This is a genomic window from Streptomyces sp. NPDC002520 (assembly GCF_053595235.1).
The window spans coordinates 17,146-30,401 of the sequence record NZ_JBSFXG010000005.1 but is presented as its reverse complement, the minus strand read 5'-3'; the positions used below and the strand labels follow the sequence as shown (position 1 = coordinate 30,401).

At 71.5% G+C, this 13,256-nt stretch carries 12 protein-coding genes; 6 read left to right on the top strand and 6 right to left on the bottom strand.

The features are described from left to right. Nucleotide 1 precedes the first annotated feature (1 nt). From ACWD5D_RS10110 to ACWD5D_RS10095, 4 genes are read right to left on the bottom strand one after another with little or no spacing between them, the layout of a single operon-like run. The gene (locus tag ACWD5D_RS10110) at nucleotides 2-781 is read right to left on the bottom strand and encodes a CDP-alcohol phosphatidyltransferase family protein (RefSeq protein ID WP_451372341.1); all 780 of its coding nucleotides are present in this window, start codon (nucleotides 779-781) and stop codon (nucleotides 2-4) included. Continuing rightward, nucleotides 759-1,820, bottom strand: coding sequence for an iron-containing alcohol dehydrogenase family protein (locus ACWD5D_RS10105; protein ID WP_451372340.1), 1,062 nt, complete (start codon nucleotides 1,818-1,820; stop codon nucleotides 759-761). Before ACWD5D_RS10105 ends, ACWD5D_RS10110 begins: the two co-directional genes overlap by 23 nt. Continuing rightward, entirely contained in the window at nucleotides 1,808-2,560 is a 753-nt protein-coding gene (locus tag ACWD5D_RS10100; RefSeq protein ID WP_451372339.1) for a phosphocholine cytidylyltransferase family protein, read from the bottom strand. Before ACWD5D_RS10100 ends, ACWD5D_RS10105 begins: the two co-directional genes overlap by 13 nt. Continuing rightward, complete coding sequence (locus ACWD5D_RS10095) at nucleotides 2,557-4,404, bottom strand: DUF5941 domain-containing protein (RefSeq protein ID WP_451372338.1); 1,848 nt, start codon at nucleotides 4,402-4,404, stop codon at nucleotides 2,557-2,559. Before ACWD5D_RS10095 ends, ACWD5D_RS10100 begins: the two co-directional genes overlap by 4 nt. Before the next feature lie 278 nt (nucleotides 4,405-4,682). On the opposite strand from ACWD5D_RS10095, the gene galE reads away from it, so the two are divergent. The 3 genes from galE (at nucleotide 4,683) to idi (ending at nucleotide 7,548) form a co-directional block, all read left to right on the top strand. Then, nucleotides 4,683-5,654, top strand: a complete 972-nt coding sequence (gene galE / locus ACWD5D_RS10090) for a UDP-glucose 4-epimerase GalE (RefSeq protein WP_451372337.1) — start codon at nucleotides 4,683-4,685, stop codon at nucleotides 5,652-5,654. A 176-nt stretch (nucleotides 5,655-5,830) separates the two neighbouring features. Continuing rightward, nucleotides 5,831-6,772 (top strand): cation diffusion facilitator family transporter, encoded by a 942-nt coding sequence (locus ACWD5D_RS10085; protein WP_451372336.1) that lies wholly within the window; start codon nucleotides 5,831-5,833, stop codon nucleotides 6,770-6,772. Between the two features lie 182 nt (nucleotides 6,773-6,954). After that, complete coding sequence (idi, locus tag ACWD5D_RS10080; protein ID WP_451372335.1) at nucleotides 6,955-7,548, top strand: isopentenyl-diphosphate Delta-isomerase; 594 nt, start codon at nucleotides 6,955-6,957, stop codon at nucleotides 7,546-7,548. A 38-nt stretch (nucleotides 7,549-7,586) separates the two neighbouring features. Here the strand turns inward: idi and ACWD5D_RS10075 are convergent, their stop codons facing one another. After that, a complete protein-coding gene (locus ACWD5D_RS10075) occupies nucleotides 7,587-8,081 on the bottom strand; it encodes an ATP-binding protein (protein ID WP_451372542.1) in 495 nt (164 codons plus the stop codon). A 173-nt stretch (nucleotides 8,082-8,254) separates the two neighbouring features. After that, entirely contained in the window at nucleotides 8,255-8,854 is a 600-nt protein-coding gene (locus tag ACWD5D_RS10070; protein WP_451372334.1) for an HdeD family acid-resistance protein, read from the bottom strand. A 127-nt stretch (nucleotides 8,855-8,981) separates the two neighbouring features. Here ACWD5D_RS10070 and ACWD5D_RS10065 point away from each other — a divergent pair, with 127 nt between their 5' ends. The 3 genes from ACWD5D_RS10065 to ACWD5D_RS10055 all read left to right on the top strand — a co-directional run bounded on the left by ACWD5D_RS10065 (nucleotide 8,982) and on the right by ACWD5D_RS10055 (nucleotide 13,232). After that, a complete protein-coding gene (locus ACWD5D_RS10065) occupies nucleotides 8,982-9,737 on the top strand; it encodes an enoyl-CoA hydratase/isomerase family protein (RefSeq protein WP_451372333.1) in 756 nt (251 codons plus the stop codon). A 177-nt stretch (nucleotides 9,738-9,914) separates the two neighbouring features. Continuing rightward, on the top strand, nucleotides 9,915-12,332 hold the full coding sequence (locus tag ACWD5D_RS10060) for a Tex family protein (RefSeq protein ID WP_451372332.1): 2,418 nt from the start codon (nucleotides 9,915-9,917) through the stop codon (nucleotides 12,330-12,332). A 228-nt stretch (nucleotides 12,333-12,560) separates the two neighbouring features. After that, nucleotides 12,561-13,232, top strand: coding sequence for a hypothetical protein (locus tag ACWD5D_RS10055; RefSeq protein WP_451372331.1), 672 nt, complete (start codon nucleotides 12,561-12,563; stop codon nucleotides 13,230-13,232). The last annotated feature ends 24 nt before the right edge of the window (nucleotides 13,233-13,256 follow it).

Sequence of the window (13,256 nt, the reverse complement as noted above, 5' to 3'; positions counted from 1 at the left end):
GTCACCTCAGCCTGCTCGAGGCGAGGATGGACACCAGGTGCAGCAGGGTCTGCAGCAGGGCGATGCCGGCGAGGACGGCCGTGCCGAGCCGGGTGAAGAACAGGTCGCCGCGCACCTGGTCGACGATCGCGAGGACCAGGATCAGCAGCGAGGCCTCGATGCCGAGGATCAGCCGGTGGAACTTGAGCGCGGCGGCGGCCCGGCGGGCCAGCGCCATGCCGGACGAGCGCGGCTCCGAGGCCGCCTCCTGCACCGGCGGCTTGCCGGCCTGGTGGCGGGCCACGCCGACCAGGTCGGTCTCGGCCTTGATCAGGATCGCGCCGAGCGCGGCGAGGGTGCCGAGGAAGGCCCACAGCCAGTCGATACGGCCGCTGCCCCACAGGTCGGCGGCGCGCAGGCCGAGACCGACCAGGACGGCCGCGTCGGTGAGGTAGGCGCCGACGCGGTCGAGGTAGACCCCGCCGAGCGAGTACTGCTTCTTCCAGCGGGCGATCTCGCCGTCGACACAGTCCAGCAGCAGGTACAACTGGGTGGCGACCACGCCGAGGACGGCGCCCCAGATCCCCGGCACCAGCAGGGCCGGGGCCGCGAGCACGCCACAGACGGTCATCAGGTACGTGAGCTGGTTGGGCGTGACCCTGGTGTTCACCAGGTAGCGGTCGACGCGCAGGGACACCTCGCGCATGTAGAGGCGTCCCGCCCAGTGCTCACCGCTGCGCCGGTCCTTCACCCCCGCGGGGTGGACGACCGGACGGAGTTCAGCTACCGATGGCCTTGACATAGTCGGCGTAGATGTCCTTGATCTGGTTCGGTTTGAGGTCGAGGTGTTCGAGGATCGTGTAGCGCCCGGGCCGGGTCTCCGGGGCGTACTCCACGACGTGGACGAACTCGTCCACCGTGAAGCCGATCTCCTCCGGCAGCACCGGGAGCCCGTGCCGACGCAGGACCCCGGCGGTGTGCACGGACTCCTCGTGCGCCCCGCGCAGATACGTCGCGAAGGCCGCGCCGAGCCCGCACTGCTCTCCGTGGGCCGCCGCCCGCTTGGGGTACAGCAGGTCGAAGGCGTGGTTGATCTCGTGGCAGGACCCGGAGGCGGGCCGGGAGTCACCGGAGATCGACATCGAGATACCGGTGAGGACCAGCGCCTCGGCGAGCACCTGGAGGAAGTCGTTGTCCCCGATGCCGCCGGGGTGGCGCAGCACCGCCTCGCCGGCCTGGCGGGCCACGGCCGCGGCGAGGCCGTCGACCTTCTCGCCGTTGACGCGGTGGGCAAGCTCCCAGTCCGCGACCGAGTTGATGTTGGAGATGGCGTCGCCGATGCCGGCCCGGACGAAGCGGGCCGGGGCCTCGCGGATCACGTCCAGGTCGATCACGACCGCGATCGGGTTCGGCACGCCGTAGGAGCCGCGCCCCGAGTCGTTGTCGAGCGTCGCGACCGGTGAGCACAGACCGTCGTGCGCGAGGTTCGTCGGCACCGCGACCAGCGGCAGGCCCACGCGGGCCGCCGCGAACTTGGCGCAGTCGATGATCTTGCCGCCGCCGAGGCCGACGACCGCGTCGTAGCGGCCGGACTTCATCTCGCCGGCCAGCCGGATCGCGTCGTCCAGGGTGCCGCCGCCGACCTCGTACCAGGTGGCGCCCGGCATCGAGGGCGCGATGCGCTCGCGCAGCGTGGCGCCGGAGCCGTTGCTGACGGCGACGGCGAGGCGCCCGGAGTGCGAGATGCGCTCGTCGGCGAGGACGCCGGCCAGGTCGTCGAGGGCACCCGGGCGGATGTCCACGACGACCGGCGAGGGAATGAGCCGGGTCAGTAGTGGCACGCGATCTCCCGTCCCTTGGCGAGATCGTCGTGGTTGTCGATCTCGACCCACTTGACGTCGCCGATCGGCGCCACGTCGATGCGGAAGCCGCGGTTCACCAGCTCCTGGTAGCCGTGCTCGTAGAACTGCTGCGGGTCGGTCTCCCAGACAGTCTTCAGCGCGTCGGCCAGCTCGGGGGCGGCGTCGCCCTCGATCAGCGTCACGCCGATGTACTCACCGGTGGCCTCGGCGGGGTCCATCAGCTTGGTGATCTTCGTCATGCCACGCTCGGCGTCGACGACGACCTTCATCTCCTCGTCCGCGAGGGACTTCACGGTGTCCAGCGCGAGGATGATCTTCTTGCCCTCGCCACGCGCGGCGAGCAGCGTCTTCTCGACGGAGACCGGGTGCACGGTGTCGCCGTTGGCGAGGATCACACCGTCCTTGAGGGCGTCACGGCCGCACCACAGGGAGTAGGCGTTGTTCCACTCCTCGGCCTTGTCGTTGTCGATGAGGGTGAGCTTGAGGCCGTACTTCTGCTCCAGGGCCTCCTTGCGCTCGTACACGGCCTCCTTGCGGTAGCCGACGATGATCGCCACCTCGGTCAGACCGATCTCGGCGAAGTTGCCGAGAGTCAGGTCCAGGACCGTGGGCTCGCCGTCTATGCCCGCGGGCCCCACCGGTACCAGCGCCTTGGGCAGGCTGTCGGTGTAGGGGCGCAGGCGCCGTCCGGCGCCGGCCGCCAGCACGAGGCCGATCATGCGGTTTCTCCTTCATCGTGTACGGCGGGCGCCCCTGCGGACGCCCAGAAGCGGATGCTCTCGACGAGCACCACGAGGGCCACGTACACGGCGAGGACCGTGAGCGCGACCTGGAACTGCGAGGCGGTGAGCAGCGTGGCCAGCACGGTGACGAGCAGCGTCCGTCCTGCCTGCCCCCCGATGGCGCGCACCAGCCAGGCCGGAGGAGCTCCGGCGTTCCCGCGGATGCGGTACACCGTGTCGTAGTGATGGTAGGCGACGGCGGCCACCAGGCCGAAAGCCGCCGGAAGGGCTCCGTTCACCCCCGCTTTGCTCGCGAGGACGAGGACGGTTCCGTACTCGGCGACCCGGAACAGCGGCGGGACCAGCCAGTCGAGGGCGCCCTTGAGCGGGCGGTACAGCGCCTGACCGGACGCGAAGGCGTAGACGACGGCGCCCGCGACCGGCGCCCAGGTCACGCCGGAGAAGCCGGAGAACCCGAAGAGCACGGACACCGCGAGAACAGCCGCACCGCTCAGCGCGACCAGGAGCGGGGAACCGAGGGGGGCGCGTGGCACGCGCGCCGCGAAGGCGGCGAGCGGGCCGTTGTCGGCGAGGGCCGCCAGCGCTCCGGCGGCCCGGTCGGTCCTCTTCGCCTTGCGGGTCAGCGACCGCAGCACGCGGCCCGCCGTGGTGTACGTGGCGGCGAGGGCGCAGCCGATGAGCAGCGCCGTGAAGGTGATACGGGGGGTGGTGGCCGCGGTGAGGACGGCTATCAGCGCCCACCGCTCGCCGATCGGCAGCACTATTATCCGGCGCGCCCAGACGGTCCAGCCGACGGTGTCGAGCTTGCCGGACAGGGCCGCGGTGGGGCTGGTGTTGGCGGTGGCGTCGTGGTTGGCCTCGTTGAAGGAGAAGTCCACGACGTGCCGGCAGATCTGCAGGATCATCGTGCCGAGCGCGAGGGCCCATACGTCGTCATGGCCGCCGCGGGCGGCACCGATGGCGAGACCGGCGTAGAAGGCGTATTCCTTGGCCCGGTCGAAGGTGGCGTCCAGCCAGGCGCCGAGGGTGGAGTACTTCAGGGCGTAGCGGGCGAGCTGGCCGTCGGTGCAGTCGAGCACGAACGAGGCGATCAGCAGCGCACCGGCCGCGATGAAGCCGCCGCGCGTGCCGGTCGCCGCGCAGGCCGCCGCTATGAGTGCGGTGAGCAGCGAGGCGGTGGTGACCTGGTTGGGGGTCAGGCCCCGGCGGGCGCACCAGCGGGCGATGTAGCGCGAGTACGGGCTGATGCAGAACGTGGTGAAGAAGCCGTCGCGGGACTTCACCGCCGACTTCAGGCGTACGGCCTCGTCGTCGACGGCGGCGACGGCCTGCCGTGCCTCGTTGCGGGCCTGCGGGTCGGCCGGGACGGCGGCGACCAGGCTGCCCAGCTCGGGGCGGTGCACCTCGGCGCCGTCGGCGTCGAGGGCGGCGACGACACGGTCGGCGAGACCGCCGACGGCGACCGCGGCGGTGCCCGCCTGCTCGGACGGGGCCGAGAGCACCGGGGAGCCGCCGCTCGCCGAGGTCTCGCGGGCCAGGGCCCGGGTCAGCGCCTGCCGGGCGGCGGGCTGGGCCGTGACGGCGCCGGTGACGGCGGCGAGCGGGAAGCGGGGGTCGGTCAGGCCGAGGCGCAGCGCGTGCTCGTGTCCGACGAAGCGGGCGTCGACCAGGGCCACCCGCCGGTCGGCGGGGACGGTGGCGAGCAGGGACTCCGCCTCGGCGGCGTCACCGGCCACGCGCACGTCGAAGCCCAGCGACCGCAGATCGTTCTCGAGCGACGATCCCGGGACCGGCTGACCGGTGACGATGGCGGTCGACAAACCGAAACTCACTCCCTGGGTGCCGGCGCGTCGGCGCCGGTCTTCTGCGTGATGGGGCGCCCCTGCCTGCGGCACCCGGGCGGCATGTCGGCAGAGGGTATCGGATGGCGGGAAGACCGTGTTCACCGACCGTTCACGGCCCGGCCCACGGAGGCTGCCCCTGCCTTTGCCGCGATCATCATCGGTGATCGGGGGCCCGCCCCACAAACCACGGTCGCGGCGCCGGGCATCCCACGGCATCCCGGACACGGCTCGCCACCGGCATAAGGTGGACGACCATGACGTGGCTGATCACCGGCGGAGCCGGATACATCGGAGCCCATGTGGCGCACGCCATGGCCGGCGCCGGGGAGCGGGTCGTGGCGCTGGACGACATGTCGGCCGCCGTGCCCGCGCGGCTCCCGGCGGACGTCCCGCTCGTCGGGGGCTCGACGCTGGACGGGGACCTGCTGGGGCGGGTCTTCGCGGAGTACGACGTGACGGGCGTCGTCCACCTCGCGGCGCGCAAGCAGGTCGCCGAGTCGGTGGCCGAGCCCACCCGTTACTACCGGGAGAACGTCGGCGGACTGGCCACGCTGCTGGACGCGGCCGCCGGCGCGGGGATCCGCCGGCTGCTGTTCTCCTCGTCGGCGGCCGTCTACGGCAACCCGGACGTGGACCTGATCACCGAGGACACCCCGTGCGCGCCCGTGAACCCGTACGGCGAGACCAAGCTGGCCGGTGAGTGGCTGGTGCGGGCGGCGGGAAAGGCGCACGGGATCTCCACGGTGTGCCTGCGCTACTTCAACGTGGCGGGTGCGGCCGCGCCCGAACTCACGGACACCGGTGTGTTCAACATCGTGCCGATGGTCTTCGACCGGCTGACCCGCGACGAGGCCCCACGGATCTTCGGCGCCGACTATCCGACCCCGGACGGCACCTGCGTCCGTGACTACATTCACGTGGCCGATCTCGCCGAGGCGCATCTCGCGGCCGCGCGGCGGCTCGCCGACGCGGATCTCGCGGGTGATCTCACGCTGAACATCGGCCGTGGCGAGGGCGTCTCCGTGCGCGAGCTGATCACGGTGATCGGGGAGGCCACCGGCGACCGGCGGCCGCCGGTCGTGGAGGGCCGCCGCCCGGGGGACGCGCCGCGCGCCGTGGCCTCGGCCGAGCGGGCCGCCGAGGAGCTGGGCTGGCGCGCCCGGCGCGGGGTGCGCGAGATGATCACCTCCGCCTGGCAGGGCTGGCAGCTGCAGCACGGCACGTGAGCTTGCGCACGCCCTCCCGTGCGCCCATGCGCCGGGCGACTCGCTGACCTGCGGATCATTTACGCAGGTCAGGGCACATGACAACGGTGTTCAGTGCCGCGTTGCCCGATACCTCCCTCCAGTAGTTCACTGTGAGCCAGGCACGAGAAGGCGCGAGAAGAACGGGCGGAGTCGTCATGGGGGCAGGGCACGACCACGGGCATGCGCACACCCATGTGCCGCCCACGGGTACGGCCGCGGCGGCCTACCGCGGCCGGCTGCGGGCGGCGCTGTGCATCACGCTCACGATCATGGTCGTCGAGATCGTCGGCGGTCTGCTCGCGGACTCGCTCGCCCTGATCGCGGACGCCGCCCACATGGCGACCGACGCGGTGGGCCTCGGCATGGCGCTGCTCGCCATCCACTTCGCGAGCCGCCCGCCGAGCACCAACCGCACCTTCGGCTTCGCCCGCGCCGAGATCCTCGCCGCCCTGGCCAACTGCATGCTGCTGCTCGGCGTCGGCGGATACGTCCTGTACGAGGCGGTCCAGCGGTTCGTCACGCCCGCGGACACCCGCGGCGGCCTGATGATCGTGTTCGGTCTGATCGGCCTGGTCGCTAACTCCATCTCGCTGACGCTGCTGATGCGCGGGCAGAAGGAGAGCCTGAACGTGCGCGGCGCCTTCCTGGAGGTCGCCGCGGACGCGCTGGGCTCGGTGGCGGTGCTGATCTCCGCGGCTGTGATCCTCACCACCGGCTGGCAGCCCGCCGACCCGATCGCCTCGCTGGTCATCGGCCTGATGATCGTCCCGAGGACGTTGAAGCTGCTGCGCGAGACGCTGGAGGTGCTGCTGGAGTCGGCCCCGAAGAACGTCGACATGGCGGAGGTCCGCACCCACATCCTCGGCCTGGAGGGCGTCGAGGACGTCCACGATCTGCACGCCTGGACCATCACCTCCGGCATGCCCGTGCTCTCCGCCCACGTGGTGGTCAGCTCGGACGTGCTCAACGCCATCGGCAACGAGAAGATGCTGCACGAGCTGCAGGGCTGCCTGGGCGACCACTTCGACGTGGAGCACTGCACCTTCCAGCTGGAGCCGGGCGGGCACGCCGAGCACGAGTCGAGGCTGTGCCACTGACGGCACGCTCTTCTGTTCGGCACCCGGTGACGATTCCCGGGGTCCGGCGACGGGCACGATGATCTACCGGACCCCCTCCGGTCACCACCTGCGCGCGGGACATGCGGACGCGCCGGGGAGTGACAGGAGTGCCGGATTCGTACGGCAGACTTGGGGTGCGAAGACCGAGGCGAAGGATGGGTATGCCGATCACACCTGCCAGCGAGACGCACAGCTCGTCGAACGGCACCGCAGAGGCGATTTTGCTGGAACTGGTCGACGAGAAGGGCGTGACGATCGGCACCGCGGAGAAGCTCTCCGCGCATCAGCCGCCCGGGCAGCTGCACCGGGCGTTCTCGGTGTTCCTCTTCGACGAGCACGGCCGGCTGCTGCTCCAGCAGCGGGCGCTGGGCAAGTACCACTCCCCCGGTGTGTGGTCCAACACCTGCTGCGGTCACCCCTACCCCAGTGAGTCGCCGTTCGCGGCGGCGGCCCGGAGGACGTACGAGGAGCTGGGCGTCTCGCCGTCGCTGATGGCCTCGGCGGGCACGGTCCGCTACAACCACCCGGACCCGGCCTCGGGCCTGGTCGAGCAGGAGTACAACCACCTGTTCGTCGGCATGGTGCAGGCCCCGCCCGCGCCGGACGCGGAGGAGGTCGCCGCGACGGCGTTCGTGACGGCCGCCGAGCTGGCCGAGCGGCACGCCCAGGACCCCTTCTCGGCCTGGTTCATGACCGTGCTGGACGCGGCCCGCCCGGCGATCAGGGAGCTGACGGGCGAGTCCGCGGGCTGGTAGCCCCCCGCGGGGTCCCGGCGAGCGGGGCGCCGGACTTCCTACAGCAGTGTCGCGGGCTTGAGCGGCAGGGCGGCCCAGATCACCTTGCCGCCACTCGCCGTGTGCTCGACGTCCACCACTCCGCCCGCCTCCCGGGCCACCTCCCGGACCAGCAGCAGGCCCCGGCCGCCGGTCTGGCCGTGGTCGGCCTCCAGGGCGGTCGGGCGGTAGGGGTGGTTGTCCTCCACCGACACCCGCACCCATTCGGCCCCGACGGCCACCTCCACGGCGAGCATCGGCGACAGCAGCGCCGCGTGCCGCACCGCGTTCGTGACCAGCTCGGAGACGATCAGCAGCAGTCCCTGCACCACGTCGTCGCAGACCGGTACACCCTGCCGCAGCAGCAGGTCCCGTACGGCGTGCCGCGCCTGCGGGACCGACGCGTCCACCGCGGCCGCGGTGAACCGCCACACACCCTCGTACGGCAGTGGCTGAGGCGGCCCTTCGGTGCCCCCCGCCGGGCGCGGAACGCCCCCGCGCCCATGGTTGTCCATCGTCCGGTCGCCACCCTCACGCTCGATTGTCACCACACGTCGAGTGTTGGTAACGAGCCGCTTCACCCCGGATGACTGAGCAGAAGTCAGCTGGTATCGAACGGTTCTGATCGTTGGCGTATGACATGGTCACTTGAAGGACTGTTCCTGTTCCCCCCGCGCCGGTTCGCGAACTATTCGTGTTGTACGGGTTTGGCCGGTACCCCCTCGTCCACGAGCCCGACGACACGGCGGCCGCCGTACCCGGTGGCGATCAGGCCGAGGCCGTCGAAGAGCAGGGCGAGCGAGAAGAAGGCGCCGATGACGTACTGGCTGCTGCTCGGCCAGGAGCCGAGGACCAGGATGCCCAGCAGCAGGTCGAAGGCGCCGAGCAGGAGCGTCCAGCCGAACTGGGGACCGCGCACCACCAGACTGCCGACCAGCCGGAACAGGCCGGCCGAGAGGAACAGCAGCGCGGCGAACATGGCGAGGGCGGCGGCCGCCGCGTGGGGCATGCGGATGACGACGACACCGGCCGCGATGTTCAGCGCGGCGACGATCACACCGAGCCAGAAGTAGCTCGTTCCGCGGGCCTGGACGGCGTGCAGCAGCCCGACCACCCCGCCGATCAGCAGCAGCCACCCGAACAGGAGCATCGAGGTCAGGGTGGCCACACCCGTGTAGACCAGGCCGACGAGTCCGGCGAGCACGAGCAGCACACCGAGTGCCGCGAGCCAGCTGAACGCACGGCGCAGCTTCCCCGCCCTGCTCCGAGGCTTCCCGGACCTGGCCATGGCCACCTCCTCGACCGCCCCCGATCGACACTTACTCTCCCTTTGTCCCCTCTGACGGGCGTCTTGACGCACCGGGGTGTAACGGACGGCACTCCGCGGCCCACAGACAGGCCGATACGATCCGCGCATGGAGCCCCAGCTGTCGCACCAGGTCACCGACTCCGTCGCCACCGTCGTCATCGGTCACCCGGCCAAGCGCAACGCGATGACCGCCGCGATGTGGCGCGCCCTGCCCCCGCTGCTGGACAGCCTCGCCGCCGACCCCGGCGTACGGGCGCTGGTGCTGACCGGCGAGGGCGCGACCTTCTGCGCCGGCGCCGACATCTCCACCCTCCAGGGCTCGCCCCAGGAGGCGCAGACTCTGGCCGTCACCGCCGAGGAGGCCCTCGCCGCGTTCCCCAAGCCGACGCTCGCCGCGATCCGGGGCCACTGCGTGGGCGGCGGGTCCCAGCTCGCGGCGGCCTGCGACCTGCGGCTGGCGGAGGAGGGCGCGCTGTTCGGGGTGACGCCGGCCAAGCTCGGCATCGTCTACCCGTCCTCCTCGACCCGGCGCCTGGTGTCCCTCGTGGGTCCGGCCGCCGCCAAGTACCTGTTGTTCTCGGGCGAGTTGATCGACACCGGGCGGGCGCTGCGCACCGGACTCGTGGACGAGGTGCTGCCCGAGGGCGAACTGGACAAGCGGGTCGCGGAGTTGACCCGGGTCCTGGTGTCCCGCTCCCAGCTCACCCAGGCGGCCGCGAAGGAGTTCGCGAACGGCCGCACCGATCGGGACGCCCACTGGGCGGAGCAGGCGCACGGCAGCGGCGACACCGCCGAGGGCGTTGCCGCCTTCCTGGAGCGCCGCCGGCCGCACTTCACCTGGAGTGTGCCGTCGGCGGGCTGAGGCGATCCTCGCCCCGGCACCGGCGGACGGGCGTTTGGGACATCCACGGACAGGCGCCGCGGACATCGGCCGACGGGGACGACGCGACAGCGGCGTGTTGCGGCCCTGACCCCGCGTTGTCGGTGTCACCTGCCACAATTGCCGCGCACACCTGAGTGGAGAAGGCGGTACGGGATCGTGACGACACCCGAGTCCCTCGAAGTAGGGTCCATCGAAGGCAGGATCGCCGAGGAGCTCGGCGTACGGGAGCGGCAGGTGAAGGCCGCGGTGGAGCTGCTCGACGGCGGCTCGACGGTTCCCTTCATCGCCCGCTACCGCAAGGAAGCGACCGAGATGCTCGACGATGCGCAGCTGCGCACGCTCGAGGAGCGGCTGCGCTATCTGCGGGAGCTGGAGGAGCGGCGGACCGCGATCCTGGAGTCGGTGCGCGAGCAGGGCAAGCTCACCGAGGAGCTTCAGGCGCGGATCCGGGGCGCCGAGACCAAGGCACGGCTGGAGGACATCTACCTCCCCTACAAGCCGAAGCGGCGCACCAAGGCGCAGATCGCGCGCGAGGCCGGTCTCGAGCCGCTGGCCGAGGGGCTGCTGAGCGACCCGGCGGTCGAGCCGGCGGCCGCCGCCGCCGCGTTCGTGGACGCCGACAAGGGCGTCGCCGACCCGCAGGCCGCGCTGGAGGGCGCGCGGGCGATCCTGACCGAGCGGTTCTCGGAGGACGCCGACCTGATCGGCGAGCTGCGCGAGCGCATGTGGGTGCGCGGGCGGCTGGCCGCGAAGGTGCGGGAGGGCAAGGAGGAGGCGGGCGCCAAGTTCGCCGACTACTTCGACTTCGCCGAGCCGTTCACCGAGCTGCCCTCGCACCGGATCCTGGCGATGCTGCGCGGCGAGAAGGAGGAGGTCCTCGACCTCGTCCTGGAGCCGGAGGAGGCCGCTGAGTCCTCATCGGTTCCGTCGTCGTACGAGGGCATCGTCGCCTCGAAGTTCGGGGTCGCGAACCGCGGCCGCCCCGCCGACAAGTGGCTGACGGACACCGTCCGCTGGGCCTGGCGCACCCGGATCCTCGTCCACCTCGGCATCGACCTGCGCCTGCGGCTGCGTACGGCGGCCGAGGACGAGGCCGTCAACGTGTTCGCGGCGAACCTCCGCGACCTGCTGCTGGCCGCGCCGGCCGGCACGCGCGCGACGCTGGGCCTGGACCCCGGCTTCCGCACGGGCGTGAAGGTCGCCGTGGTCGACGCCACCGGCAAGGTCGTCGCCACGGACGTGATCTACCCGCACGTCCCGGCCAACAAGTGGGACGAGGCGATCGCCAAGCTCGCGCGGCTGGCGAAGGAGCACACGGTCGACCTGGTCGCCATCGGCAACGGCACGGCGTCCCGGGAGACCGACAAGCTCGCCGGTGAACTCATCTCCAGGCACCCGGAGCTGGAGCTCACCAAGGTGATGGTGTCCGAGGCGGGCGCGTCGGTGTACTCGGCGTCGCAGTACGCCTCGCAGGAGCTGCCCGACATGGACGTGTCGCTGCGCGGCGCCGTCTCCATCGCCCGCCGGCTGCAGGATCCGCTGGCCGAGCTGGTGAAGATCGACCCGAAGTCGATCGGTGTCGGCCAGTACCAGCACGACCTGTCCGAGGTGAAGCTGTCGCGCTCGCTCGACGCGGTGGTCGAGGACTGTGTGAACGGTGTCGGCGTGGACGTCAACACGGCGTCCGTGCCACTGCTCTCGCGGGTCTCCGGCATCTCCTCCGGTCTCGCCGAGAACATCGTGGCGCACCGGGACACGAACGGCCCCTTCACCTCGCGCTCCGAGCTGAAGAAGGTGGCCCGGCTGGGTCCGAAGGCGTACGAGCAGTGCGCGGGCTTCCTCCGGATCCGGGGCGGCTCCGACCCGCTGGACTCCTCCAGCGTGCACCCGGAGGCGTACCCGGTGGTGCGGCGCATGGTGAAGACGACGGGCCAGGCGGTCGCCTCCCTCATCGGCAACACGGGCGTGCTGCGCTCGCTGCGGCCGGCGGACTTCGTGGACGACACCTTCGGTCTGCCGACCGTCTCCGACATCCTCAGGGAGCTGGAGAAGCCTGGCCGCGACCCGCGACCCGCCTTCAAGACGGCCACCTTCAAGGAGGGCGTGGAGAAGATCTCCGACCTGTCCGCCGGGATGATCCTGGAGGGCGTCGTCACGAACGTGGCGGCCTTCGGGGCGTTCGTGGACATCGGCGTCCACCAGGACGGCCTCGTCCACGTCTCCGCGATGTCGAAGACGTTCGTCAAGGACCCGCGCGATGTCGCGAAGCCCGGCGACATCGTCAAGGTGAAGGTCCTGGACGTGGACATTCCGCGCAAGCGGATCGCGCTGACGCTGCGGCTGGACGACGAGGCCGCCCCGCAGGGCCAGGGCGCCCGGCAGCAGCGCGGCGGCGGCCAGCAGCGCGGCGGCGCCCGCCCGCCCCAGCAGCGCCAGAGTCAGGGGCAGGGGCAGGGGCAGCGACAGGGCCGCGGTGGCGGCGACCGGGGCGGACGGCAGGCGCCGCCCCCCGCCAACAGCGCCATGGCCGACGCGCTGCGCCGCGCGGGCCTGCTGGACCCGAAGAAGCGCTGACCCGCACTCGGGCAGCGCTGACCCGCGCTCAGGAGAGGGGCCGGAGCCCGCGTGGCTCCGGCCCCTCTTCGCGCGTTCCGCATCGGCAGGAATCGACCGAAGCAGGCTTTTCCCCGTATCGAGGGGTTTGACGCAACGAAAGTCACGAAGTGGTCACAGCGCCTCCCCACCTTGCCCACACTCACTGTTCGTACACGATCGTGTACGCAAAGCGATGGGGAGAACTCTGTGTTCCGTACGACCAAGCAGCGTCTGGCGGCCTGCGCGACCGCCGCGACCCTGGCCGCGGCGGCGGCCTCGTTCGCGGCGCCGACGACGGCCGCCGGCGCCGCGGCCGGCAGCGACCTGACCTACGGCAGCGACATCCTGCTGCAGAACCGGTACGGGGGCGACGGCGGCTACCTCGACACCAACGGCCACTCCAACCAGCCGGGTGCCACCTACAACGTGAGCACCAACGAGCGTCCCAACAGCCGCGGCCCCGCCACCTCGGTGTGGAAGGTCGTCTCCGCCACCGGCAAGGCCGAGGGCACCCGTGTCGTCAGCGGCGACGTCATCTACCTCGTCAACCAGTACGGCAACCACACGTACCTCGACACCAACGGCGTCTCCGACCATGCGGGCGCCAAGTACAAGGTGTCCGCCACCGCCACCAGGGACCGGGGTCCAGGCACCGGCAGGTGGCACATCTTCGGCAAGACGTCCTCGCCGGCCGACGGCCACATCCGCACCGACGACATCGTGCATCTGCTCAACGACTACAACTCCGCCAACGGCGGCTTCCTCGACACCAACGGCCACTCGTACCAGGGCGGCGGCGCCAAGTACTCCGTCTCCACCAGCCACTACACCGACCGCGGCACCGGCACGGGCTCCTGGAAGGTACTGCCCGCCGGCTGATCCAGCCGCACCACGCACGCCGGG

Coding starts and splice junctions, on each gene's coding strand:
- ACWD5D_RS10085 (WP_451372336.1), top strand. CDS start 5,831: ATGGGGGCAGGGCACGACCACGGGCATGCGCACACCCATGTGCCGCCC.
- ACWD5D_RS10110 (WP_451372341.1), bottom strand. CDS start 781: ATGTCAAGGCCATCGGTAGCTGAACTCCGTCCGGTCGTCCACCCCGCG.
- ACWD5D_RS10065 (WP_451372333.1), top strand. CDS start 8,982: ATGGAGCCCCAGCTGTCGCACCAGGTCACCGACTCCGTCGCCACCGTC.
- ACWD5D_RS10075 (WP_451372542.1), bottom strand. CDS start 8,081: ATGGACAACCATGGGCGCGGGGGCGTTCCGCGCCCGGCGGGGGGCACC.
- ACWD5D_RS10100 (WP_451372339.1), bottom strand. CDS start 2,560: ATGATCGGCCTCGTGCTGGCGGCCGGCGCCGGACGGCGCCTGCGCCCC.
- idi (WP_451372335.1), top strand. CDS start 6,955: ATGCCGATCACACCTGCCAGCGAGACGCACAGCTCGTCGAACGGCACC.
- ACWD5D_RS10070 (WP_451372334.1), bottom strand. CDS start 8,854: ATGGCCAGGTCCGGGAAGCCTCGGAGCAGGGCGGGGAAGCTGCGCCGT.
- galE (WP_451372337.1), top strand. CDS start 4,683: ATGACGTGGCTGATCACCGGCGGAGCCGGATACATCGGAGCCCATGTG.